This is a genomic window from Knoellia sp. LjRoot47 (assembly GCF_964253435.1).
Lineage (GTDB): Bacteria > Actinomycetota > Actinomycetes > Actinomycetales > Dermatophilaceae > Knoellia.
Window position 1 is genome coordinate 274,574 of sequence record NZ_CAXUQS020000001.1, and the last position, 21,891, is coordinate 296,464.

General features: G+C 69.5%; 25 protein-coding genes and 1 tRNA gene. 5 read left to right on the forward strand and 21 right to left on the reverse strand.

The window, feature by feature from the left end; all coding sequences use genetic code 11:
* Nucleotides 1–262: 262 nt before the first annotated feature.
* From rplL to ACSQ11_RS01410, 20 genes are all read right to left on the reverse strand, one after another.
* Entirely contained in the window at nt 263–652 is a 390-nt protein-coding gene (gene rplL / locus ACSQ11_RS01315) for a 50S ribosomal protein L7/L12 (RefSeq protein ID WP_147064732.1), read from the reverse strand.
* Nucleotides 653–734: 82 nt separating this feature from the next.
* Nucleotides 735–1,352 carry a 50S ribosomal protein L10 gene (gene rplJ / locus ACSQ11_RS01320; protein WP_436002297.1) on the reverse strand — a complete coding sequence of 206 codons (618 nt, stop codon included), beginning with the start codon at nt 1,350–1,352 and terminating at the stop codon, nt 735–737.
* A gap of 315 nt (nt 1,353–1,667) precedes the next feature.
* The gene (locus ACSQ11_RS01325) at nt 1,668–2,441 is read right to left on the reverse strand and encodes a hypothetical protein (RefSeq protein WP_436002299.1); all 774 of its coding nucleotides are present in this window, start codon (nt 2,439–2,441) and stop codon (nt 1,668–1,670) included.
* An 83-nt stretch (nt 2,442–2,524) separates the two neighbouring features.
* Nucleotides 2,525–3,271 carry a hypothetical protein gene (locus ACSQ11_RS01330; protein WP_436002301.1) on the reverse strand — a complete coding sequence of 249 codons (747 nt, stop codon included), beginning with the start codon at nt 3,269–3,271 and terminating at the stop codon, nt 2,525–2,527.
* On the reverse strand, nt 3,255–3,746 hold the full coding sequence (locus ACSQ11_RS01335; RefSeq protein ID WP_436002303.1) for a hypothetical protein: 492 nt from the start codon (nt 3,744–3,746) through the stop codon (nt 3,255–3,257). Before ACSQ11_RS01335 ends, ACSQ11_RS01330 begins: the two co-directional genes overlap by 17 nt.
* Nucleotides 3,743–5,014: an MCE family protein gene (locus tag ACSQ11_RS01340; RefSeq protein WP_436002305.1), complete on the reverse strand. Its 1,272-nt coding sequence runs from the start codon at nt 5,012–5,014 to the stop codon at nt 3,743–3,745. Before ACSQ11_RS01340 ends, ACSQ11_RS01335 begins: the two co-directional genes overlap by 4 nt.
* Nucleotides 5,011–6,267, reverse strand: a complete 1,257-nt coding sequence (locus tag ACSQ11_RS01345) for an MCE family protein (RefSeq protein WP_436002307.1) — start codon at nt 6,265–6,267, stop codon at nt 5,011–5,013. The genes ACSQ11_RS01340 and ACSQ11_RS01345 overlap by 4 nt, the downstream gene beginning before the upstream one ends.
* Nucleotides 6,264–7,505 carry an MCE family protein gene (locus ACSQ11_RS01350; RefSeq protein ID WP_436002309.1) on the reverse strand — a complete coding sequence of 414 codons (1,242 nt, stop codon included), beginning with the start codon at nt 7,503–7,505 and terminating at the stop codon, nt 6,264–6,266. The genes ACSQ11_RS01345 and ACSQ11_RS01350 overlap by 4 nt, the downstream gene beginning before the upstream one ends.
* Nucleotides 7,502–8,473, reverse strand: coding sequence for an MCE family protein (locus ACSQ11_RS01355; protein ID WP_436002311.1), 972 nt, complete (start codon nt 8,471–8,473; stop codon nt 7,502–7,504). Before ACSQ11_RS01355 ends, ACSQ11_RS01350 begins: the two co-directional genes overlap by 4 nt.
* Complete coding sequence (locus ACSQ11_RS01360) at nt 8,470–9,498, reverse strand: MlaD family protein (protein WP_436002313.1); 1,029 nt, start codon at nt 9,496–9,498, stop codon at nt 8,470–8,472. The genes ACSQ11_RS01355 and ACSQ11_RS01360 overlap by 4 nt, the downstream gene beginning before the upstream one ends.
* Complete coding sequence (locus ACSQ11_RS01365) at nt 9,495–10,805, reverse strand: MCE family protein (RefSeq protein ID WP_436002315.1); 1,311 nt, start codon at nt 10,803–10,805, stop codon at nt 9,495–9,497. Before ACSQ11_RS01365 ends, ACSQ11_RS01360 begins: the two co-directional genes overlap by 4 nt.
* 2 nt (nt 10,806–10,807) lie before the next feature.
* Nucleotides 10,808–11,635, reverse strand: coding sequence for an MlaE family ABC transporter permease (locus tag ACSQ11_RS01370; RefSeq protein ID WP_436002317.1), 828 nt, complete (start codon nt 11,633–11,635; stop codon nt 10,808–10,810).
* Between the two features lie 14 nt (nt 11,636–11,649).
* Nucleotides 11,650–12,417 carry an MlaE family ABC transporter permease gene (locus tag ACSQ11_RS01375; RefSeq protein WP_147064710.1) on the reverse strand — a complete coding sequence of 256 codons (768 nt, stop codon included), beginning with the start codon at nt 12,415–12,417 and terminating at the stop codon, nt 11,650–11,652.
* Nucleotides 12,414–13,397 (reverse strand): ABC transporter ATP-binding protein, encoded by a 984-nt coding sequence (locus ACSQ11_RS01380; protein ID WP_436002320.1) that lies wholly within the window; start codon nt 13,395–13,397, stop codon nt 12,414–12,416. The genes ACSQ11_RS01375 and ACSQ11_RS01380 overlap by 4 nt, the downstream gene beginning before the upstream one ends.
* Before the next feature lie 239 nt (nt 13,398–13,636).
* A complete protein-coding gene (gene rplA, locus ACSQ11_RS01385; protein WP_436002322.1) occupies nt 13,637–14,359 on the reverse strand; it encodes a 50S ribosomal protein L1 in 723 nt (240 codons plus the stop codon).
* Nucleotides 14,360–14,501: 142 nt separating this feature from the next.
* Nucleotides 14,502–14,936: a 50S ribosomal protein L11 gene (gene rplK / locus ACSQ11_RS01390; protein WP_436002324.1), complete on the reverse strand. Its 435-nt coding sequence runs from the start codon at nt 14,934–14,936 to the stop codon at nt 14,502–14,504.
* Nucleotides 14,937–15,006: 70 nt separating this feature from the next.
* Nucleotides 15,007–15,954 (reverse strand): transcription termination/antitermination protein NusG, encoded by a 948-nt coding sequence (nusG, locus tag ACSQ11_RS01395; protein WP_436002326.1) that lies wholly within the window; start codon nt 15,952–15,954, stop codon nt 15,007–15,009.
* A gap of 73 nt (nt 15,955–16,027) precedes the next feature.
* A complete protein-coding gene (gene secE / locus ACSQ11_RS01400) occupies nt 16,028–16,300 on the reverse strand; it encodes a preprotein translocase subunit SecE (protein ID WP_436002328.1) in 273 nt (90 codons plus the stop codon).
* 31 nt (nt 16,301–16,331) lie between these two features.
* A tRNA-Trp gene (locus tag ACSQ11_RS01405) sits at nt 16,332–16,404 on the reverse strand.
* A gap of 142 nt (nt 16,405–16,546) precedes the next feature.
* Nucleotides 16,547–17,407: an endonuclease/exonuclease/phosphatase family protein gene (locus tag ACSQ11_RS01410; protein ID WP_436002330.1), complete on the reverse strand. Its 861-nt coding sequence runs from the start codon at nt 17,405–17,407 to the stop codon at nt 16,547–16,549.
* 124 nt (nt 17,408–17,531) lie between these two features.
* Between ACSQ11_RS01410 and ACSQ11_RS01415 the strand changes: the two genes are divergently transcribed.
* Genes ACSQ11_RS01415 through ACSQ11_RS01435 form a run of 5 tightly spaced genes read left to right on the forward strand, consistent with a single transcriptional unit; the run spans nt 17,532 to nt 21,255 of the window.
* A complete protein-coding gene (locus ACSQ11_RS01415) occupies nt 17,532–18,824 on the forward strand; it encodes an aminotransferase (protein ID WP_436002332.1) in 1,293 nt (430 codons plus the stop codon).
* A 4-nt stretch (nt 18,825–18,828) separates the two neighbouring features.
* A complete protein-coding gene (locus ACSQ11_RS01420) occupies nt 18,829–19,353 on the forward strand; it encodes a DUF5709 domain-containing protein (protein ID WP_436002334.1) in 525 nt (174 codons plus the stop codon).
* Nucleotides 19,350–20,399, forward strand: coding sequence for an adenosine deaminase (locus ACSQ11_RS01425; protein WP_436002336.1), 1,050 nt, complete (start codon nt 19,350–19,352; stop codon nt 20,397–20,399). The genes ACSQ11_RS01420 and ACSQ11_RS01425 overlap by 4 nt, the downstream gene beginning before the upstream one ends.
* A 6-nt stretch (nt 20,400–20,405) precedes the next feature.
* Complete coding sequence (locus ACSQ11_RS01430) at nt 20,406–20,711, forward strand: biopolymer transporter Tol (RefSeq protein WP_436002338.1); 306 nt, start codon at nt 20,406–20,408, stop codon at nt 20,709–20,711.
* 28 nt (nt 20,712–20,739) lie between these two features.
* Nucleotides 20,740–21,255 carry a metallophosphoesterase family protein gene (locus ACSQ11_RS01435; RefSeq protein WP_436006670.1) on the forward strand — a complete coding sequence of 172 codons (516 nt, stop codon included), beginning with the start codon at nt 20,740–20,742 and terminating at the stop codon, nt 21,253–21,255.
* A 57-nt stretch (nt 21,256–21,312) separates the two neighbouring features.
* Here the strand turns inward: ACSQ11_RS01435 and ACSQ11_RS01440 are convergent, their stop codons facing one another.
* On the reverse strand, nt 21,313–21,810 hold the full coding sequence (locus ACSQ11_RS01440; RefSeq protein WP_436002340.1) for a MarR family winged helix-turn-helix transcriptional regulator: 498 nt from the start codon (nt 21,808–21,810) through the stop codon (nt 21,313–21,315).
* Nucleotides 21,811–21,891 lie beyond the last annotated feature (81 nt).

Genomic DNA, 21,891 nt, shown 5'->3' on the forward strand with positions numbered 1-21,891 from the left:
CCGTCGCATGCGGGAGGCACGCGGTGTGACCCGCACAGGATGACTGGCGGGGCGGCGCACGTCAAGCGCCGGGAACGCCTCCCCGGGCGTGTCGGCCCACGTCAGGGGCCCTGACCATGCCGTGCGCCACCTCGTGCCGCCGCCTGCGCCCCCGCCTCGTGGCCCACCACGTGACCTGCCCGGACATGCGGAACGGGCGGGGAGGATCTCGTGGATCCACCCCGCCCGTTCGCGGATGAGTCAGCCTCTGTCGAGGCTCAGCTCACTTGAGCTCGACGGTCGCGCCTGCGCCCTCGAGCTGCTCCTTGGCCTTGTCGGCCGCGGCCTTGTCGACCTTCTCGAGGACGGGCTTCGGGGCGCCGTCGACGAGGTCCTTGGCCTCCTTGAGACCGAGGGAGGTCAGCGCGCGGACCTCCTTGATGACGGCGATCTTCTTGTCGCCGGCGGCGGTCAGGATGACGTCGAACTCGTCCTGCTCCTCCGCGGCGGCAGCGTCGCCGCCACCGGCGGCGGCAGCGACACCGGCGACCGCGACGGGCGCGGCGGCGGTGACGTTGAAGGTGTCCTCGAACTGCTTGACGAACTCGGAGAGCTCGATGAGGGTCATCTCCTTGAAGGCCTCAAGGAGCTCGTCGGTGCTGAGCTTGGCCATGATGGCGCCTTTCTACTGTGTGTATGCCGTGAGTGGCGGTGGTGTGGAACGACCTGGAGCGGTTGCGCTGACGCGCAGTCGCTCAGGCCTCGTCGCCACCCGTGGCGACGTCTTCGGTGGCCTCGGCCGCAGGTGCGGCGTCGGCGGGGGTCTCCTCCGGAGCGGACTCGGCGACAGCCGGACCCTCCGTCTCGACCTTGGCGCGCAGTGCGTCGACGACCCGAGCGGTCTGCGACAGCGGCGCGGCAAAGAGGTAGACAGCCTGCGTGAGCGACGCGTTCATGGCGCCGGCCAGCTTGGCGAGGAGCACCTCGCGGGACTCGAGGTCCGCGAGCTTGGTGATCTCCTCGGACGAGAGCGCCTTGCCGTCGAGCAGGCCGCTCTTGATCACGAGGAGGGGGTTTGCCTTGGCGAAGTCACGCAGACCCTTGGCAGCCTCGACCGGATCGCCCTCGACGAAGGCGATGGCGGACGGTCCCACGAGCTGGCCGTCGAAGGCCGTGACTCCGGCCTCCTTGGCGGCGAGCTCGGTCAGCGTGTTCTTGACCACGGCGTAGGTCGCGTTGCCACGCAGGGCGCCACGAAGCTCGGTGATCTGAGCCACCGAGAGCCCGCGGTACTCCGTGAGGACAGCGGCGTTGGAGCTACGGAACTTCTCCGCGAGCTCGGCGATCGCCGCGGACTTGTCTGCACGAGACATTCGGGCCTCCTTTACGTCGGTCACGACCTCCGGGAAGGACCACGGAAACAGATCGAGCCCCGGCGCAGGGCGCGGGGCTCGTGGCGGCACGTCGCGGTGGACGCACTGTTTCGAAACTCGGCCTGCGCTGGTTGCCCGCTCTCGCGGAACCTTCGGTCTGGTGCGGGTGCACCGGACAACCGGCGGTCTTTGGTCAAGGGACACAGTAGACGGGCAGGGCCCCCGCCACCAAATCGCTCTCGACCTCTTGCCCTGCTGGGATGGCGAGCGCCAGCGAGCTGTCCCAGCAGGGCAAGAGGTCGAGCAGCAGATCGGTCAGCCTGCGGACGGCATGCTGATCGGGCCGACCTGGTCGGCCGGCGGCGCGGAGATCTCGACCTTCTTGCCCCAGTCGCCGTAGGAGACCTCGATGCCCTGGCCCGCGGCCGAGGTCGAGATCGTCACCGGGCGGTCGTCCTTGTCGAGGACGTAGGTCATCGTCAGCGGCTTCATCGTCGCGCTCGGCGACGGGCTCGGCGTGCTGCCCATGGCCTTGGCCGGGTCGACCGAGAACTCGTAGGTCGTCTTGTCGCCGTCCTTCGACTTCACCGTCGCCTGGGCGCCCTTGAGGTTGGCGGCCATCTTGGTCGGGTCGCTCACCCCGCCCTCGACGATGCCCTTGAACATCTGGCTGATCGGGTCGTCGGCCTTGGGGTCGATCTTGACCCACGGCTTGGCCTGGCCCGGGAGGCCCTTGAGGTAGACGAAGTCACCGACGGCGATGATCTCCATCTCGGAGCCCTCCACGGGGACGTTGGTGTGCTGCTCGAGCTTGCCGTCGACGTAGCGGAAGTCGCCGGTCGCCTCCTGGCCACCGGTCTTCATCGTCATGGTGCCGCTGCCGGCCTTCTCCATCGCCTTGACCATGCGGCCCGCGACCTCGCCGGCGTCGACCTTGTCCCCCTGGGCGACGTCGGTGCCCGCGTCCTTGGACGCGGTGTCGGACGTGCCGGTGGTCGAGCCCTCGTCGGCGGAGCCGCAGGCGCCGAGTGCGAGCAGACCGGCGAGCGCGAGTGCGGCGCCGCTGGAGCGGCGCATCGAGATTGTCATCGTGTGTGGGTTCCCTCCCGGTTGAGTCCTTCGAGGGTAGCCGCGCCCCGGGCCGTGGGCCGAACCCGCCTCGACAGGGGTGCTCAGTAGGCCTTGAGCGAGGAGACCAGCCAGCGGTTGCCGACGCGGGTCATCGTGGCGATGACGCGGTTCTGGTCGATCGAGGGCTGCTTCTGGGCGTCGCTCGTGCGCGCCTGGTCGACGAAGGCCTGGACGGTGACCGTGTCGTCGTCCTGCGACATGACCCCGACCTCGTAGGCGCGGGCCTTGACGACCGTCTTGTCCTTGGTCGCCAACGGCACGATCGTCTTGGTCATCGTCGTGGCGAACTCGTCCTTGAACGTGCCGGCGAGCAGGGCCTGGTTGGCCGGGATCTGCTGGGTCATCGTCTCGGCGTTGTAGCTGAGGATCTGCTCGAGCGTCGAGCGGGCCGTGGCGCTGGCGGCACTGGCGTCCCGCCCGCGCTGCGCCGGGTCCTCGCGGGTGACGAGGAGGAGCGCGGCGAGCAGGGCGAGGCTGAGCGCGAGCGCGACGGCGGAGGCGAGCAGGGCCGCGCGCGAGACCGGGGTGGCGCCGTCGTCGTCGTCGTGGGTGTCGGTCTCGATCGCGTCGTCGAGGTGGGTGTCGTCCGGGTCGTCGGCTGCGGCAGGTGATGCCTGGTCGGTGCCGTCGGTGTCGTCAGCCTCGACGGTCTCGTCGTGCTCGCCGGCACCGACGGTCTCGTCGTGCTCGGCAGGGCTCGTCGTGGGGTCGACGACGGAGCCGTCCGGGCGGGCCGGCCGACGACGCTGCCCGGCGACTCGGGGACGACGGTTAGCCGACGAACTCAAGGCGCTCCACCTTCCACTGCTCCCCCACCCGGCGCAGGCCGAGCTTGGTGCGATAGGTCTTCTTCTCGCCCTTGGGCACGACGGTGTTGCTCGTCGGCGCGATGAGGCCGACGATCACGGTGGCGGAGTCCTCGTCCCCGTCGACGAGCGCGGCCTCGGACCGCTCGACCTTGCTCACGGACTTGTTGTCGACGATGACCTTGCGCAGGTCCTCGAGCTGCGAGGTGTAGCTCGCGAGGAACTCCCCCGTCGCCCCGGCCTTGACCCGGTCGGTGTCCTCGGTGACCTTGCGGTAGTCGATCGTCGCGAAGTTCACGGCGAGCTGGCGTCCGGCGGCGAGCGCGTCGTTCTGCGCGTGCTCGGTCGCCCGGGCCTGCCACCAGTCCCGTCCGCGGGTGGCGGCGAGCGCGACGGTGGCGACGAGGACCACCGCCGTGAGGGCCCAGAGCACCCGCACGGTCGTGCTCCGGCTCATCGCGCCGCTTCCTGCAGGATCCACGACCACGAGTCTGCCCCTGCGGCTCCGCCGGTCGGAGCGAGGGGTGCCGAGATCTGGGGCACACCGTCGGCCACGGCGGCGTTGCCGAGCGGGAGCAGCCGGTCGGCCAGCGACATGGGGTGCGAGGACGCGACACCGCTGCGCGGGCGCGGCGCGTTCTGGGCTCCGCGCACGTTGGAGGCCGACCCGCGCGGCAGGGTGCAGCCGGCCCTGGCATTGAGCGGCGGGAGGTTCTGGGTCTGGTTGGGGTCGGTCTTCCTCGTCCCCTCGTAGCCCTTGGTGCAGACCGGCGGGTTCTGCGCCGTCTGGACGCCGAAGTGGGCGGTCCCGTCGCCCGGGACCACGGTGTAGCCGCCGACGACGACCTCGGGGTAGGTGACGAACATCTGCTCGATGCCGTCGATGCGCGAGGTCGTCACCTGACCGATGGTGATGAAGTTCGCGATGAGCACGGCGAGGTCGGCCTGGTTGTCCTTGACGAGGCCCTCGAGCTCCTTGGAGGCGACGACACCGCGGTCGAGGATGAGCCGCAGGTCGCTGTCCGACGCCTGGAGGGTCTCGGAGAGGTTGGCGAAGTCGGTCGCGAAGTTCTTGATCTGCGGCGCGGTGTCACGCTGCGTGTCGAGGACGGTCTTGCTCTGCTGGATGAGCCGGACCGTCTCGGGGAGGGCGTCGATGGCCGCCTGGGTGAGCAGGTCCCCGTTGTCGATGAGGCGCGAGAGGTCCGGGCCGGAACCGTCGAAGCCGGCACCGAGCTCGTCGACGACGGTGCGCAGGTCGTCGCGGTCGACCGAGCGGACGGTCTTGTCGACGTGGAGGAGGAGCTCGTCGACCCGGATCGGGTATGCCGTGTCCTTGCGCGGGATGACGTCTCCCGTCGCGAGCATCGGACCGTCCGAGGACCGGGGTTGCAGGTCGAGGTACTGCTCGCCGACGGCTGACCGGTTCTCGACGACGGCCCGGGTGTCCTTGGGGACCTCGGTACCGCGGTCGAGCTGTGCCTCGACGAGCACCCCGTCCTTCTCGAGCTCGAGCCCGGACACCCGTCCGACCTTGACGCCGCGATAGGTCACCTCGGAACCGACGAAGATGCCGCCGGACTGGGCGAACGACGCCTTGACCTTGGGGCCCCCGCCCAGGATCCGCTCGGTGAGCCCGATGTAGTTCGCCGAGAGGATCGACACCGCCACGATGGTGATGAGGGTGAAGGCCGCGAGCTGGAACCTCGTGAAGGTGCGGATCATGCGGCACCACCTCCGTAGAGCGAGGTCCACGACCGGTCACCGGGGGCGCTGCCGGTGCACAGCGGCGGGCAGAGCGGGTTGGTCGGGGGCTTGGTGGCGGTGGGCCGGGGGACGGGGATGGACGGGACGGGGACCGAGGGAACCGGCACGGACGGGAGTGGCACCTGGGGCAGCGGCACGTTGGGCAGGCTCGGAACGCCCGGCAGGGTCGGCGCTCCCCCACCTTGGAGGATCTTGAGCTCGCGCAGGTCGAGGTCCGCGGTGACGGACAGGTTGGTGTAGTCACCCTTGATCGCGCCGAGGGCGGCGTCGGGGAACGGGTAGGTCAGCAGCAGCTCGAGCGACTTGGGCAGCGCGTCGCCGGCCTTGTTGAGCTGTCCGAGGATGGGCCCGAGCAGCTTGAGGTTGGCCAGCAGGTCGGCCTTGGACCCCCGGATGACCTTGGTCCCGACATCGCCGAGCCGGCTGAGTGCCTGGAGCATCTGGGTGAGCTGGACGCGCTGGTCGGCGAGGACCTTGAGCCCCTTGGGCATCTCCTCCAGGGTGCGGGCGATGAGGTCCTTCTGCGCGGCGAGCCGGGCTGCCAGCCGGTCGATCATGTCGATGGCACGGACGATCTCGGCCTTCTGGTCCTCGAGGCCCCCGACGAAGGTGTTGAGCTCACCGATGAGGTGCTTGATCTCGTCGGTGTTGCCGCGCAGCGCGTTGTTGAGCTCGCGCTCGATGACGGCCAGCTGGCCGACGCCACCACCGTTGAGCAGCAACGACATCGCTGAGAGCACTTCCTCGACCTCGGGGTTGCGGTTGGTGCGCTCGAGCGGGATGAGGTCACCCTGCGAGAGGGTGCCGACCCCCTTGCCATCGGCCGGCGGCGCGAGGGCGATGTACTTCTCGCCGAGCAGCGAGGACTGCTTGAGCTCCGCCGTCGCGTTGTCGGGCAGCTTGCTCGAGCGTGGGACGCTCAGCGTGACGCGGGCGGTCCAGCCGTTGAGCTCGATCTCCTCGACCTGACCCACGGCCACCTCGTCGATCTTCACCGCCGACTTGGGGACGAGGTCGAGGACGTCGGCGAAGTCGACCTTGATCGTCATCGACGGGCCGTCGCCCTTGGCACCGCCGGGGAGCGGGAGGTCGAACGCGCCCTGGCACGAGGTGAGCCCCATGGCCAGGGCAGCAGCCACGGCGACGACCCGGAGGCGTCGGGACGCGCGAGGTGCGCGCGGGGCACGAGGTGAGCGGCCGGCATACGTCATGGCGTGTCCTTCGCGAGCAGTCCGCCGAGGGTCACGTCGGCACCGCGAACGGTCACGTCCGGGGCCGAGGGAGCCGGCGGCGCCTGGGGCCCTGCGGCCGCCGGTGCGGCGCCCGCGGCCGTCATGGACGCGGGCACGGCCGACAGCCCGGGCAGGTTGAGCAGGCCCGGCAGCGGCAGTCCGCCCTTGGGGATGAGCTTCTGGAGGGTCGAGCAGAGGTTGGTGTTGCCCGTGCCGGTCGGGCCCGTGATGAGCGAGCACAGGATGAGCGCCGGGTCGTCGAGGCCCTCGAGGTTGGCCCGGGTGTCCAGCGTGCCCGAGGACGGGTTGTAGGCGAGCTGGAGGTTGGACAGGGCGACGGGTGCGTTGTCGAGCGTCGCCGCGAGGCTGTCGCGCTTGGCGGCCACCGCGCTCGTCAGGGCGGTGAGCTGGTCGATGTCCTCGGTGAGCACGGCGCGGTTGTCCTTGACGAACGTCGAGACCTCGGCGAGGGCGACGGCGAGGTTCTTGAGGGCCGCCGCGAGGTCGTCGCGCTCGCCGTCGAGCTGGTCCGAGACCTTGGAGAGGTCGGTGTTGAGCCGTCGGACCTGGGCGTCGTTGGTGGCGAGCATCCCGGTGAAGGTGTCGAGATTCTTGATCGTCGCGAAGAGGTCCCCACGCCCCTCGGCGAACGTCTGGACCGCCTGCGAGAGGTTGCGGTTCATCTCGTGGAGGTTCTGCCCGTTGCCCTCGAGGTTGCGGGCACCGGTGTCGAGGACCCGGGTCAGCGCGCCCTCCTTGTTGGCGCCCTCGGGGCCGAGGGCCACCATGAGGTCGTCGAGGCTCTGCGAGACCCGGTCGAGCTCGACCGGGACGGCGGTCCGCTCACGCGGGATCTTCGCGCCGTCCTGCATCACCGGGCCGGCCGTCCACGCCGGCAGCAGCTGGACGTAGCGGTCGCTCACGAGCGAGGGGGCGACCACGGCGGCCTTAGCGTCGGCGGGGATCTTGACGTCGTCCTCGACCTCGAAGGTCACGCGCACGCTCTCGCCGCGCGGCTCGACGGCGGTCACGGTGCCCACGCGCACTCCGAGGACGCGCACGTCCGAGCCGGGGAAGAGCCCGACCGCACGCCCGAAGTCGCCGGTCACGGTGACCTTGTCACCACGAGGCCACCAGACGAACGCCGCCGCGACGAGGCCCACGACGACGAGCGCCGCCACGACCTTCCCGAGGATGCCGGGTGCTCCGATCCTCATCGCCCCACCGCCCCGACGGGAACCGTGAGGTTCTGGATGTAGGTGTCGAACCAGCGGCCCGTCCCGAGCGTGCTCGCGAAGACGCGGGTGAACGGCGCCATCGCGTCGATCGTCCGGGTGAGGTCCGCCTCGTGCTTGCGCAGGGTCTCGAGGACCCCGTCGAGCTGCTTGAGCGCCGGACCGAGCTGGGCCCTGTTGTCGCGGACGAGTCCGGTGATCTGGACGGCCATGGCGCTGGTGTTCGTGAACAGCGTGTGGATCGCGTCGCGGCGCTCGTAGAGCTCGGCGAGCAGGAGGTCGGCGTCGACGATGATCTTCTCGATGACCTTGTTCTGGTCGGCGAGGGTCCCCGAGACCGAGTTCGCGGCCTTGAGCAGCGCCTTGAGCTCGCTGTCGCGGCTGGCCACGGTGCGCGAGAGCCTCGTCAGGCCGTCGAGAGCGAGCGTGACGTTGGCCGGCGTGTCCTTGAACTCGGTGGCGAGGGTGTCGAGGGACTTCGCGAGCTGGTCGGTGTCGATCCGCTCGGTGGTCTCGGTGAGGTCCGAGAAGGCGTCGATGATGTCGTAGCTCGAGACCGTCCGCGAGATCGGGATGGTCGTGCCCTCGGTCATCTGGCCGCGGCCCCGGGGCTCGAGCGAGACGTACTTCTGGCCGAGCAGGGTCTTCATCCGGATCGAGGCCCCGGACTCCGGACCGAACGCGACGTCCTCGGTGATGCGGAAGTCGACGTCGACCTTGTTGCCGGCGAGGCGGATGCCCTTGACCTTGCCGACCCGCACGCCGGCGATCCGCACCTCGTCACCGGAGCGCAGTCCGCCCGCCTCGCTGAACGACGCGGAGTAGTCCTCGCCACCACCGATGAGTGGCAGCGCCGAGGCGTTGAACGCCGCGAGGAGAACGAGGGCGATGGCGGCCAGACCCGCGATGCCGATCGGCAGCGGGTCACGGGAGCGGAACGGGGTGCTCATCGGCACCTCGCAGCGGCGACGTTGTAGCCCAGGCCGCCGGGTGTGGGACCGGTCGGCAGCAGGAGGTTCTCGACCTCGAAACGGCAGAGGTAGAAGTTGAACCACGAGCCGTAGGTCGCCGTCCGGGTGATCGCATTGATCTTGCCGGGCGAGCCGGTGATGAACTTCTCGTATGCCGCGGTGTTGGCCGGCTTGTTGAGCGTGGCCCCCAGCGCGTTCAGCTGGGCGATGTCGTTCTTGATGTCGGGCCGTCCGGCTGCGAGCAGCTGCGCGGTCTCGTCGGTGACCGAGTTGATGTTGGTGAGGGACTCTCCGATCGCCTTGCGGTCGGCCGAGAGGCCGGACACGAAGCGCTGGAGCTGGATGAGGAGCTCGCCGAGGGCGTCGTCGTGCTGCTCGACGGTGGTCAGGGTGGTCGTGAGGTTGGTGATGACGTTGCCGATGACCTTGTCGCGGTCGGCGAGCGTGCTCGTGAGGGACGCGGTCTGGCCGAGCAGGCTGTTGATGTTGCCGCCCTCACCCTGCAGGACCGAGATGATCTGGCCCGAGAGCTCGTTGACCTGTTGCGGCGAGAGCGCGGCGAAGAGCGGCTTGAACCCGTTGAACAGGACCGTGAGGTCGAGGGCGGGGTGGGTGCGCTCGAGCGGGATCGAGTCCCCGTCCTTGAGCGGGGTGGCCGCGCCGGGACCCTGGGTGAGCGAGATGTAGCGCTCTCCGATGAGGTTGCGGTACTTGATCGTCGCCACCGTGCCCTGGGTGAGCACGCTCGACGCGAGCACGTCGAAGGTCACCGCGGCGTTGGTGCGGTCGGGCGCGACCTCGATCTTCTTGACCGTGCCGACGCGGACGCCGGCAATCCTGATCTCGTGGCCCTTGGCCAGACCGGTGACATCGCTGAAGCGTGCCGTGAACGTGTTGCGGTCCCCCGGCTGGATGTTGGCGATGGTCGCCGCCAGCGTCCCGGTCGCGAGGATCGTGACGATGGCGAAGATGATGAACTTCACGAGGCTCGACGTCGTCTTCACTGGCTCACCACCGTCCCGCGCATCATCGGACCCGCGAGCAGTGTTGCGAGAGAGGCGTCCTCACCACTGTCGACACCGACGAGCGCTCCGACGAGCTGCTGCTCCTCGACCGTCCCGGCGAGCCCGGCGTCGACGGTCGGGATCCGTGCTCCCTCGGGTGCGAGGAACGCCTGCGGCAGCGCCGAGTGGGTGACGTTGGTCGGCGCACCGTCCGACCCGTCGTCGAACTTCGACCCGCCCCGGGGGCTGTCCTGGTTGCCGTACTTGGTGGGCAGACCCTTGCAGTCGGGGCCCCGCTTGTCGCGCCACGCGGGCTCCTCACCCGGGCGGTAGCCCGGGCGCTGCTCCGGCAGCTCCATGGTGATGTGGAACATCCCGTCGCGGAAGATCTCGCGCGCCCGCGGCAGCCACCCGACGAGTCCCTGGGTGAAGCAGGGATAGATCGGCGAGTGCTTGGCGAGCACCTCGAGGGTGGGCCGCTGGACCCGACCGACCTGGATGATGCGGTTCTGGTTGGTCTCGAGGAAGCCGGCGGTGGTGTTGGCGAACCCAGCGGTCCCGGCGAGGAACCCCGCGAGCTCCTTCTGCTTCTCGACGATCGTCGCGTTCGTCGTGAGCAACGCCTTGGCCGCGCGCAGGAGCTCGGGGGCGGCGACGGCATACGTGCTCGCGAGGTCGGCGAGACCGGAGATGTCGGCCTGGATCGTCGGCATCTGCGGGTTGAGCCGGGTGAAGTACTGGTCGACGAGCACGAGGTTCTTGCCCAGCTTGGTGCCGCGGCCGTCGAGGGCCGTGGCGAGCGCATTGAGGGTGGCCGACAGCTTGGCCGGCTCGACGGCGCGCAGCAGCGGAAGAAGGTCGTCGAAGACCTGCTCAAGCTCGATGGCCAAGGTGGTGCGGTCCTGCGGGATGACGTCGCCGGCGCGGATGGCCCGGCCCTGGTCGCCCTCGGGCGGGACGAGGTCGACGAAGCGCTCACCGAAGAGCGTCTTGGGCAGGAGCCGGGCGCTCACCTTGGCGGGGATGAGGTCGACCATCTCCGGCTTGAGCGCGAGGCCGAGCGTGACGCCGTCGCCGTGCGGCTCGATCGAGCGGACCTCGCCGACGATGAGCCCACGGATCTTGACGTCCGAGGCCTCCTGAAGCTGGCTGCCGATGCGGTTGGTCTCGAGGCTCACCTTGACGACGTCGGCGAACGCCTTGTTGAACGACGCGATCGACAGCGACAGGAGCAGGGCGACGACGACGAGGAACGCCACACCGTAGGTGCGGTGCCCGAGGCGTCCGAGAGCGCTGCTGTTGGCCATGGCTATCCCGCGATCCGCACGGTCGTCGTCGCGCCCCACACCGCGAGCGAGAAGAAGAAGTCGACGAGGTTGATGGCGACGATCGAGGTGCGCACGGCTTTGCCCACGGCCACGCCGACGCCGGCGGGGCCGCCGCTGGCGGTGTAGCCGTAGTAGCAGTGGATCAGGATGATGATCACCGCGAAGACCAGCACCTTGAGGAACGAGTAGAGGATGTCCACCGGAGGTAAGAACAGGTGGAAGTAGTGGTCGTACGTTCCCTTGGACTGGCCGAAGTAGTCGGTGACGATGAACCGCGTCGCGGCGTACGACGACAGCAGGCCGAGGACGTAGAGCGGGATGACCGCGATGAACCCGGCGATCATGCGGGTCGTCACGAGGAACGGCAGCGACGGGATGCCCATGACCTCGAGCGCGTCGACCTCCTCGGAGATCCGCATGGCGCCGAGCTGGGCGGTGAAGCCACAGCCGACGGTCGCCGCCAGGGCGAGGCCGGCCACGAGCGGTGCGATCTCGCGGGTGTTGAGGTAGGCCGCGAGGAAGCCGGCGAAGGCGCCCGTGCCGAGCTGGTTGAGCGAGGAGTAGCCCTGCAGACCGACCTGGCTTCCGGTGAAGAACGCCATGAAGGTCAGGACGCCGACCGTGCCGCCGATGACGCTCAGTGCACCGCTGCCGAGCGAGACCTCGGCGAGGAGGCGCAGGACCTCCTTCTTGTAGCGGCGGATCGTGCGCGGGCTCCAGGCGATCGAGCGCACGTAGAAGTGCATCTGGTCGCTCAGGCTGTCGAGCATCCTGCCCGGTCGGGCGGCGAGGTCCTTGGTCCGGCTCATCGTGTGCTCACCCCTCAGACCTTCTGCGGAACGACTTGGAAGTAGATCGCGGACACGACGAAGTTGATGACGAAGAGGAACATGAAGGTGATGACGACGCTCTGGTTGACCGCGTCGCCGACGCCCTTGGGGCCACCGCCGGCCGTGAGGCCCTTGTAGGACGCGACGAGCGCCGCCACGGCACCGAAGAGCAGGGCCTTGATCTCGGACGTCCAGAGGTCGGCGAGCTGGGCCAGTGCGGTGAACGACGCGAGGTAGGCGCCGGGGGTCCCACCCTGGATGACGACGTTGAAGAAGTAGCCTCCCGCGACACCGACGACGGAGACGAGCCCGTTGAGCAGGACGGCGACGAGCATCGCGGCGAGGACGCGCGGCACGACGAGGCGCTGGATCGGGCTGATCCCGAGCACCTCCATGGCGTCGAGCTCCTCGCGGATCTTGCGCGAGCCGAGGTCGGCGCAGATCGCCGAGCCGCCGGCGCCCGCGATGAGCAGGGCCGTGACGATCGGTGACGCCTCACGCACGACCGCGAGGACGCTCGCCGCTCCGGTGAACGACTGGGCGCCGAGCTGGCGGGTGAGTGTGCCGAGCTGGAGGGCGATGACCGCGCCGAACGGGATCGACACGAGCGCCGTCGGGACGATCGTCACCGAGGCGATGAACCAGCACTGCTGGATGAACTCCTTGGTCTGGAACGGTCGCTTGGGCAGCGCGCGCAGGACGTCGAGAGCCATCGCGAAGAAGGCGCCCGCCTGCTTGAGCGGGCCGGTGAGGAGGTTCATGTCGCCGGTGCCTCGTCGCGCGACTGCTTCACGCCGGGCACCCCGGCGTTGCCGGACTCGAACGACCCGGGCGGCGGCGTGACGCCGTTGGCGCGGCACCACTCCCCCGCGGGCTTCTCGGCCCGACGCGGTGCACCGTCGCTCGTCCCGAGCTGGAGCGGGATCGGCGGCAGCGGGGGCAGCTCCTGGCCGGACTCGGCGGCGAGCTCGTCGGCGTCCTTCTCCTCGGACATGCCGATGGGGCCGATGGTCTGGGCGTTGAGGAACTGGCGCACGACCGGCTCCTCGGAGCTGAGCAGCATCTCGCGCGGCCCGAACATCGCGAGGTGCCGGTGGTAGAGCAGCCCGATGTTGTCGGGCACGGTCCGCGCGGTGTTGATGTCGTGGGTGACGATGAGGAACGTCGCGTCGATCTGCGCGTTGAGGTCGATGAAGAGCTGGTTGATGTAGGACGTGCGCACCGGGTCCAGGCCCGAGTCGGGCTCGTCGATGAGGAGGATCTCGGGGTCGAGGACGAGGGCGCGAGCTAGGCCAGCGCGCTTGCGCATGCCGCCGGAGATCTCACCGGGGAGCTTGTCCTCGGCACCGGAGAGACCGACGAGGTCCATCTTCTCGAGGACGATGTTGCGGATGTCGCTCTCGGACTTCTTCGTGTGCTCGCGCAGCGGGAACGCGACGTTGTCGTAGAGGCTCATCGACCCGAAGAGCGCGCCGTCCTGGAACAGGACGCCGAAGAGCTTGCGGACCTCGTAGAGGTCGGCCTCCTTGAGCGTCACGAGGTCGTCGCCGTTGATGATGATCGAGCCCTTGTCGGGCTTGAGCAGGCCGACGAGCGTCTTGAGGAAGACCGACTTGCCGGTGCCGGAGGGGCCGAGCATCACGGAGATCTCGCCCGGGGGGAGGGTGAGGGTGACGTCGTTCCAGATCTGCTGGGACCCGAAGGACTTCGTCAGCCCTTGGACGTCGATGGCGACACCCATGTCACAACCTCACTTCCGGCCCGTGGTGCGTGGCAGGGGGACGTCGCCGTGGGCTGGGCCCGAGGCGACCGTGCAACAGGGCACCAGCGAAGTTACCCCGGGGTTACTTCGGAAACAAGTTGCGGCCACGGAGAGCAGTCAAGGTCACAACGGGCCGCCGTGGCGGATTGGCGTCGACCCAACACGAAAAGGCCCCCGTTCCGTGAGGAACGGGGGCTTTCTCGGGACGTGCGGGACGATCAGGCCTCGGCCTGGGCGTCCTCCTCGAGGAGGTTGCGCGTCTTGGTGAAGTCGAGCGGGACACCGGGGCCCATCGTCGTCGACATCGTGGCCTTGCTGATGTAGCGGCCCTTGGAGGAGGCCGGCTTGAGACGCAGGATCTCCTCCAGCGCGGCGGCGTAGTTCTCGACGAGCTGCTTCTCGTCGAAGGACGCCTTGCCGATGATGAAGTGGAGGTTCGCGTGCTTGTCGACGCGGAACTCGATCTTGCCGCCCTTGATGTCGGAGACGGCCTTGGCCGTGTCCATCGTGACCGTGCCGGTCTTCGGGTTGGGCATGAGGCCACGCGGGCCGAGGACCTTGCCGAGACGACCGACCTTGCCCATGAGGTCAGGGGTGGCGACGATCGCGTCGAAGTCGAGCCAGCCGCCGGCGACCTTCTCGAGGAGCTCGTCGGATCCGACGAAGTCGGCGCCCGCAGCCTTGGCGGCCTCGGCCTTGTCGCCGTTGGCGAAGACGAGGACGCGAGCGGTCTTGCCCGTGCCGTTGGGGAGGTTGACCGTCCCGCGGACCATCTGGTCGGCCTTGCGCGGGTCGACGCCGAGTCGCATGGCGACCTCGACGGTCTCGTCGTACTTGGCCTTGGCGCCGGCCTTGGCGAGGCGGACGGCCTCGAGCGGGCTGTAGGCCTTGTCGGCGTCGATCTTCTCCGCGGTGGCGCGGTAGGTCTTGCTGCGCTTCATGTTCTGCTCCTGTGTGTCAGGGATGGAGTTGTGGTCCGGACCAGCGCTGGCCCTCCCACGCGCTCGCCTCAGGTGAGGAAACGCTTCCCGTATGCCGGCCGCCCGCGGTGGGCGGCCGGCATACGGAACGGTTGTGGTGACCTCAGGAGAGGTCGGTCTCGATGCCCATCTGGCGCGCGGTGCCGGCGATGATCTTCATCGCGGCGTCGACGTCGTTGGCGTTGAGGTCGGGCATCTTCTGCTCGGCGATCTCGCGGACCTGGTCCTTGGTGAGCTTGGCGACCTTGGTCTTGTGCGGCTCGCCGGAGCCCTTCTGCACGCCAGCGGCCTTCTTGATGAGCTCCGAGGCCGGCGGGGTCTTCGTGATGAAGGTGAAGGAACGGTCTTCGAAGACGGTGATGACGACGGGGATGATGTTGCCCCGCTGGTGCTCGGTCGCAGCGTTGTAGGCCTTGACGAACTCCATGATGTTGACGCCGTGCTGACCGAGCGCGGGGCCGACGGGGGGAGCCGGGGTCGCGGCACCTGCCTGGATCTGCAGGTTGATGTAGCCGGAGACCTTCTTCTTGGGAGGCATTGCGGTGTGTCCTTTTTCTGGTTGTGGGCCCACGCCGTGGGCGATGACCCGGTTGCAGTGCTGCGGAGCGTCAGATCTTGGCGACCTGGCTGAACGACAGCTCGACCGGGGTCTCCCGGCCGAAGATGGAGACGAGGACCTTGAGCTTCTGGCTCTCGGCGTTGATCTCGGAGATCGTCGCCGGCAGGGTCTCGAAGGGGCCGTCCATGACGGTGACCGACTCGCCGATCTCGAAGTCGACGAGCGGGGTCTCGGCGGCCGAGCCACCGGAGGAGGCGGGCGAGCCGGGAGCGGCAGCAGCGGCTGCGGCCATCTCGAGCTCGGCCGGCTTGATCATCGTGTAGACCTCGTCGAGGCTCAGCGGCACCGGCTGGTGCGCGTTGCCGACGAAGCCGGTGACACCGGGCGTGTGGCGCACGGCGCCCCACGACTCGTCGGTGAGGTCCATGCGGACGAGGACGTATCCGGGCATCCGGACCCGGCGGACCAGCTTGCGCTGACCGCTCTTGATCTCGGTGACCTCCTCCATGGGGACCTCGATCTCGAAGATGTAGTCCTCCATGTTGAGGGACTGGATCCGGGTCTCGAGGTTGGTCTTCACGCGGTTCTCGTAGCCCGCGTAGGAGTGGATGACGTACCAGTCGCCGAACTTGCTCGCGAGGTCGTCCTTGAACGCCTGGATCGGGTCGACGTCGGTCGGGACGACGTCGCCGTCCTCGTCGGAGTCGGTGGTCGCGGCCTCGAGGGTGCTCTCGGCGGGGGCGTCGTCGTCGGACACGTCGGAGTCGGCGTCGGTGGCGGACTCGTCCGTCTCGTCGGAGTCGGCGGCCTCGTCGGAGGCGGCGGCGTCGTCGGCCGCATCGGTCGGCTCGCCGATGGGCGCGTCGAGGAACTCGGGTGCGGTGTCGCCGAGGGTCAGCGACTCACGCTGGGCCGCGCTCTCGGTGTCGTCGACGGCGAGGGTCTCGGCGTCGCTGGAGGTCGACTCGGCGTCCTGGGACGTCGTGTGGTCGGACACTGCTGACCTACTTCCTGTTCAGCGTTGGGTTCAATCGTGGTGCGGGCTCGTCCTCGCGGACGTGCCCGGGGGCTCAGCCCCCGTTGCCGAAGACCAGGCCGACGAGCTTCTGGAAGCCGAAGTCGAGCCCGGACACGAGCGCCATCATCACCGAGACGAACACGATGACGACGAGCGTGTAGTTCCACAGCTCGGAGCGCGTGGGGCGCACGACCTTGCGGAGCTCGTCGAGGATCTGGCTGATGAACAGACCCAAGGAGGCGAAGAGACGCGACACGGGGTTGCCACTCTTGCCGGCGCGCTTGCTCGCCTGGCGTGAGTCGCGGGACTCGCCCACTTCCGTCACGGTTCCTCTTCTCCGAGATGATCTGTACGTGCAGGGCAGGAGGGACTCGAACCCCCAACCGCCGGTTTTGGAGACCGGTGCTCTACCAATTGAGCCACTGCCCTAGGAACGCACCCGTTGGGTGGGCGGTTCCGGAGGTGTCGGCAGGCATGACGAATCATGGTGCTTTCACCGAGGGAACAGCATACGTGACGCCCCGGCCCGACGCGAAACCGTCCGAACCGGGGCGCCACGCGGGCTCGTCCGTCAGCGAAGCGGCACTGCGCCGAACAGCATCCGGTGGTTCGACGGGGTGAACTCCGTCGTGGCCCATCCGCCGTCCGTGCGGCTGTGGCCCTTCCACGCGAAGATGTAGTCGACCTTGCGGTCGGTGTTCTTCTTCACCTTCCCGATGGTGAACCTGCCGGTCCGGGCCTCGTTGCCCGTCGCCGACTGGGTGATTTCCCGGAAGTTGCCCTTGGAGTCGGGACCGACGCCATAGACGTAGTCCATCGCGCGCGCGGTCGGCTCACGGTTGAAGTCGCCGGCGATGAGGATGAGGTCCTTGTTCCAGGCCCGGGCCTTGTCGCGGATGACCTTCGTCGACGCGAGCCGCATCGCGTTCTTGGCCGGGCCGTCGCCGGAGGCGAGGTGCGTGGAGCAGGCGCGCGTGGACCGCCCGGCGTAGGAGAAGTTGAGGCACGCCATCCCGTAGTTCTGGTCCTCGCCTTCGACGTCGAAGTCCACGGCGTCACGCACCACACTGGCGTTCTTGTCCGTGTAGGCCACGACCTCACCGATGACGTTGTCCGAGCAATCCGACTGGTTGTCACGTCGCATGTGGAACGACGCCTTGCCCAGCTTCTCCTCGATCCGCGGGAGCATGCTCTGGCACACCTCCTGCAGGAAGACGACCTCAGGCCCCGGGAACCGGGCGCTGTTGTGCTTCTCGATGACCTTCGTCAGCGCCTCCGGCTTCTTGGCGATGTTGTGCGAGATGACTCGGACCATCCCGGGTGCGGCCTCTGCGGTCGGCGCGGTCGTCGTGCTCACGGCGCCGATCGCGCCGGTCACTGCCAGCGTGGCGACCGCGAGGGCAGCGCCGTGGCGGCTGGTGGACAACTTCATGGTGGGTTCCCTCCCTCGGTGGTGGGCGCTTCTGGCCCGCCGTGCTCCCACCCTCCAACGGCGCGGTGTCTCGCACCATGGGGAGGACTGCCCTCCACCATCGTCGTCTGGAACGATGACGGTCGTGACCGAGTCGACCGCCGCCGCCCTGTCGTCCCTCTCCCCCGCCGAGCTCGAGGCGTTCCTCGAGAGCCAGCGCACGGCATACGCCGCCTTGAAGGACCGCGGGCTCACGCTCGACCTCACGCGCGGCAAGCCCTCGGTCGCGCAGCTCGACCTGAGCAACGAGCTGCTCAGCCTCCCCCGTGGCTACAAGGACGCGAGCGGGACCGACGTCCGCAACTACGGCGGGCTGTCGGGGATCACCGAGCTGCGCGAGATGTTCGCCGACCTGCTCTGGGTCGAGCCCGAACAGGTCGTCGCCGGCGGTGCCTCGAGCCTGACGATGATGCACGACTGCCTGGTCCAGCTGCTGCTCCACGGTGCGCCGGACTCGCCGCGCCCCTGGTCGCAGGAGGAGACGGTGAAGTTCGTCTGCCCCGTCCCCGGCTACGACCGGCACTTCACGATGCTCGCGTCCTACGGCATCGAGATGCTCACCGTGCCGATGCACGAGGACGGCCCGGACGTCGCCGCGGTGCGCGAACTGGTCAAGGACCCCGCGGTCAAGGGCATGTGGATCGTGCCGACCTACGCGAACCCGTCGGGCTCGACCTGCTCGCAGGAGGTGGCCAGCGAGCTGGCCTCGATGGAGACGGCGGCGCCGGACTTCCGGATCTTCTGGGACAACGCCTACGCCTTCCACCACCTCACCGAGGACGAGGCCAAGAGCGCCGACATCATCACGCTGGCGTCCGGTTCGGGGCACCCCAACCGGCCGATCATGTTCGCGTCCACCTCCAAGATCACCTTCGCCGGGTCGGGGGTCGCCTTCCTCGCGGCGTCCTCGGAGAACGTGAAGTGGTACCTCGGGCACCAGCAGTTCGCCTCGATCGGCCCGGACAAGATCAACCAGCTGCGGCACGTCCAGTTCTTCGGCACCGCCGACGGCGTGCGCGACCACATGCGCAAGCACCGCGAGATCCTCGGCCCGAAGTTCGCCGCGGTCGACTCGGCGCTCACCTCGGCGCTCGCCGGTCGCGAGGTGGCGACCTGGTCCAAGCCCTCGGGTGGCTACTTCGTCAACCTCGACGTCCTCGACGGCACGGCCTCGCGCGTCGTCGAACTGGCCAAGGGCGCCGGGATCGCGCTCACGCCGGCCGGGGCATCCTTCCCTCTCGGCAAGGACCCGCGCGACCGCAACATCCGGCTCGCGCCGTCCTTCCCCGTCCTCGAGGAGGTCGAGACCGCCATGGCCGGGGTCGCGACGTGCGTCCTGCTCGCCGCCGCCGAAAAGCTCTCGGGCGTGACAGGGTGAGGTCATGAGCGACCAGCCCGGAACCGAGAACTTCAGCGACGACCTCGGCTCGATGAGCCTCGACGACGGCGTGGACGCCGGCGAGGGCCAGCCCGACCTGCTCGACTCGAGCGAGGGCGACAACCTGCCTGTCTCGCCGCCGGACCTGCAGCCGCGCAACACGGAGTGGGGCACCACTGCCGAGGAACAGGCGCAGGACGAGACGATCGATCAGCGCATCAACCAAGAGGTGCCGGACCCGAACTCGGCCTACGGCGCCCCGGACAACGAGTCCGGCCTCGACGCCGAGCCGCGTTCCGGCGGCGACGACCCCGACTCGATCCCGGCCGAGGACGACTTCCTCGGCGAGCCGAGCGACGACGCGAGCGCCGACGACGTCCTCGACGCGGGGTCGCTCACGAGCCCCGACGAGGGCCTTCGACCCGACGAGGAGAAGACCCTCGTCGCCGAGGAGGGCTCCGGCGATGGCTACGGCGCCTCCGAGGACGTGTCGGCCGAGGAGTCGGCCATGCACATCGTCGAGGAGTGAGCCCCGAGCCGTCCGGGTCGGTGCGCGCGCGCGACACCGCCGCCCTCCCCAAGGCGCACCTGCACCTGCACTTCACCGGTTCGATGCGCGTCGCCACCGTGCGCGAGATGTCGCAGGCGCACGGCCTACGCCTGCCGTCGGCCCTCGGCGCCGACTGGCCGGTGACGTTCGAGACCCGGGACGAGCGTGGGTGGTTCCGGTTCCAGAGCCTCTACGACGCCGCCCGCCACTGCGTGCGCGGCGAGGCCGACATGCGCCGGATCGTGCGCGAGGCCGCCTTCGACGACGGGGCCGAGGGGTCGCGCTGGCTCGAGCTGCAGGTGGACCCGACGTCGTACGCGCCGTTCGTCGGCGGCATCACCCCGGCGCTGGAGATCGTCCTCGACGAGGCGGCGGCGGTCTCGCGCGAGCCGGGCGCCGCCCAGGTCGGCGTGATCGTCGCGGCCTCGCGGATGCGTCACGAGCTCGAGTCGCGGACCTTGGCCCGCCTGGCGGCGCGGTATGCCGGTGAGGGACCGGGTGCCGTCGTGGGCTTCGGCCTGAGCAACGACGAGCGGCGTGGTGAGACCGAGGCGTTCGCGCACGCCTTCGCGATCGCTCGGCGCGCCGGGCTCGCGCTGGTGCCGCACGCCGGCGAGCTGCTCGGGCCGGACGCGGTGGACCGCACGCTGACGGCGCTGTCGCCCGACCGGCTCGGTCACGGGGTCCGGTCGGTCGAGGACCCGCGCACGCTGGACCGGGTCGTGGCCGACGGGGTCGCGCTGGAGGTGTGCCCGGGGAGCAACATCTCGCTCGGTGTCTACGACGGGATCGACGACGTGCCGTTGCGACGGCTCGTCGATGCCGGGGCGACCGTGGCGCTGGGCGCCGACGACCCGCTGATCTTCGGGTCACGGCTCGTGGAGCAGTACGAGGTGGCTCGGGTGCTGGAGTTCTCGGACGCTGAGCTGGCCGACCTCGCCCGGGCATCGCTGCGGGCGTCGCGGGCGCCGACCGAGGTGCGCGAGACGGCATACGCCGACATCGACGCCTGGCTCGGGGAGTGACGCCCGGTGGCTGAGGAGCGCGACGTCGACGACGAGCGGTGGCTGGTCGTCGACGGTCGCCGCTGGCGACGGCAGGACCCTGCGCTCCCTCCCGAGGTCGCCGAGCGGTTGCTGTCGCACCTGGGGCGTGGACGTTCGGGGGTGCGGTCGGCGAAGAAGGCCGGCGAGGACCCGGCGCAGTCACGGCACCGGGTCGACCTCGCCAAGCACGGGCTCGGTGAGCGCGGGACAGCGTGGTGGGAGCAGGACCCGGCGGCGCGGCGACGACGCTGGGAGGGGGCGCTCGATGAGCTCGACCAGCTCGATGGGTGAGTCCGGGAGCGGGGGCCCGTCGGGTGGCATGGGTGAAGGGCTGCGGTTGCTGCTGCTCGCCGACACCCACCTGCCGGCACGCGCCCGAGACCTGCCGGCGCAGGTGTGGGCCGAGGTGGAGGCCGCCGACGTCGTCATCCACGCCGGGGACTGGGTGACTCCGGACCTGCTCGATGCGCTGGAGGCGAGGGCCTCGCGAATCTTCGGCGTGTGGGGCAACAACGACGGGGCCGAGCTGCGACGCCGCCTGCCGGAGGTGGCCCGCGTCGAGCTCGGCGGGCTGCGGTGGGGCGTGGTCCACGAGACCGGGCCGAAGCAGCGGCGCGAGGAGCGCATGCGGGCGGAGTACCCGGACCTCGACGTCCTCGTCTTCGGGCACAGCCACATCCCGTGGGACACCCGGCACGAGGGACTGCGGTTGCTCAACCCCGGGTCGCCCACGGACCGGCGGCGCCAGCCGCACTGCACCTATCTCACGTGCACGGTCGGTGACGGCGTGGTGTCCGGGCTCGAGCTGCACCGGTTGCCGGCGCGCGGGCGCTGAGCCCGGCACTGACCGGGACGTCAGCAGGTCGGGGCAGGGCTTGGGGCCGGAGGTCCGTCAGCAGGTCGGGGCGGGGCCCGCGCACGCGGAGTGGTCGGCCGGGACGTCGGCGGTGACCCGGGCGAGGAGCGACCGGAAGACCTCGGCCTCGTCGTCGGACAGGCCCCGGAGGACGTCGCGCTCGACCTCGCGGATGCGGGCCGACGCGCTGTCGAGGGTCCGGTCGCCCTTGGTGGTCAGGACGACCTGCCGGGCACGCCGGTCGGCCGGGTCGGGGCGCCGCGTCACCATGCCGGCCTTCTCGAGGTCGTCGACGAGGTAGGTCATCACGGTGCGGTCGATGCCGAGGCGCAGGGCGATGGTGGCCTGGTTGCTGCAGACACCCTCGGCGGCGATGGTGAGGATCTGGAAGCCACGCGGACCACCGGGGAGCTCGTCGACGACGGTGCGCGCGCTGTCGAGGTATCGCCGAAGCAGCGCACCGAGGGCCTGACCGAGGTCGACGCCCGTAGCGCTCGACGGCGCCTGGTCGGGGGCTTCGGTCACCTTGGTCATGCCTCACATGCTAGCGGGAGCGTGGCGTTGCGGATCATCAATTTGCCAGATGATCTGTTCTCTATACTATCGTGGATCTAG

What these genes read in the sequence shown, in the direction of transcription:
- rplL (WP_147064732.1), bottom strand. Translation starts at nt 652, where the DNA reads ATGGCCAAGCTCAGCACCGACGAGCTCCTTGAGGCCTTCAAGGAGATG.
- rplJ (WP_436002297.1), bottom strand. Translation starts at nt 1,352, where the DNA reads ATGTCTCGTGCAGACAAGTCCGCGGCGATCGCCGAGCTCGCGGAGAAG.
- ACSQ11_RS01325 (WP_436002299.1), bottom strand. Translation starts at nt 2,441, where the DNA reads ATGACAATCTCGATGCGCCGCTCCAGCGGCGCCGCACTCGCGCTCGCC.
- ACSQ11_RS01335 (WP_436002303.1), bottom strand. Translation starts at nt 3,746, where the DNA reads ATGAGCCGGAGCACGACCGTGCGGGTGCTCTGGGCCCTCACGGCGGTG.
- ACSQ11_RS01340 (WP_436002305.1), bottom strand. Translation starts at nt 5,014, where the DNA reads ATGATCCGCACCTTCACGAGGTTCCAGCTCGCGGCCTTCACCCTCATC.
- ACSQ11_RS01345 (WP_436002307.1), bottom strand. Translation starts at nt 6,267, where the DNA reads ATGACGTATGCCGGCCGCTCACCTCGTGCCCCGCGCGCACCTCGCGCG.
- ACSQ11_RS01350 (WP_436002309.1), bottom strand. Translation starts at nt 7,505, where the DNA reads ATGAGGATCGGAGCACCCGGCATCCTCGGGAAGGTCGTGGCGGCGCTC.
- ACSQ11_RS01355 (WP_436002311.1), bottom strand. Translation starts at nt 8,473, where the DNA reads ATGAGCACCCCGTTCCGCTCCCGTGACCCGCTGCCGATCGGCATCGCG.
- ACSQ11_RS01365 (WP_436002315.1), bottom strand. Translation starts at nt 10,805, where the DNA reads ATGGCCAACAGCAGCGCTCTCGGACGCCTCGGGCACCGCACCTACGGT.
- ACSQ11_RS01370 (WP_436002317.1), bottom strand. Translation starts at nt 11,635, where the DNA reads ATGAGCCGGACCAAGGACCTCGCCGCCCGACCGGGCAGGATGCTCGAC.
- ACSQ11_RS01375 (WP_147064710.1), bottom strand. Translation starts at nt 12,417, where the DNA reads ATGAACCTCCTCACCGGCCCGCTCAAGCAGGCGGGCGCCTTCTTCGCG.
- ACSQ11_RS01380 (WP_436002320.1), bottom strand. Translation starts at nt 13,397, where the DNA reads ATGGGTGTCGCCATCGACGTCCAAGGGCTGACGAAGTCCTTCGGGTCC.
- rplA (WP_436002322.1), bottom strand. Translation starts at nt 14,359, where the DNA reads ATGAAGCGCAGCAAGACCTACCGCGCCACCGCGGAGAAGATCGACGCC.
- rplK (WP_436002324.1), bottom strand. Translation starts at nt 14,936, where the DNA reads ATGCCTCCCAAGAAGAAGGTCTCCGGCTACATCAACCTGCAGATCCAG.
- ACSQ11_RS01410 (WP_436002330.1), bottom strand. Translation starts at nt 17,407, where the DNA reads ATGAAGTTGTCCACCAGCCGCCACGGCGCTGCCCTCGCGGTCGCCACG.
- ACSQ11_RS01420 (WP_436002334.1), top strand. Translation starts at nt 18,829, where the DNA reads ATGAGCGACCAGCCCGGAACCGAGAACTTCAGCGACGACCTCGGCTCG.
- ACSQ11_RS01435 (WP_436006670.1), top strand. Translation starts at nt 20,740, where the DNA reads ATGGGTGAAGGGCTGCGGTTGCTGCTGCTCGCCGACACCCACCTGCCG.
- ACSQ11_RS01440 (WP_436002340.1), bottom strand. Translation starts at nt 21,810, where the DNA reads ATGACCAAGGTGACCGAAGCCCCCGACCAGGCGCCGTCGAGCGCTACG.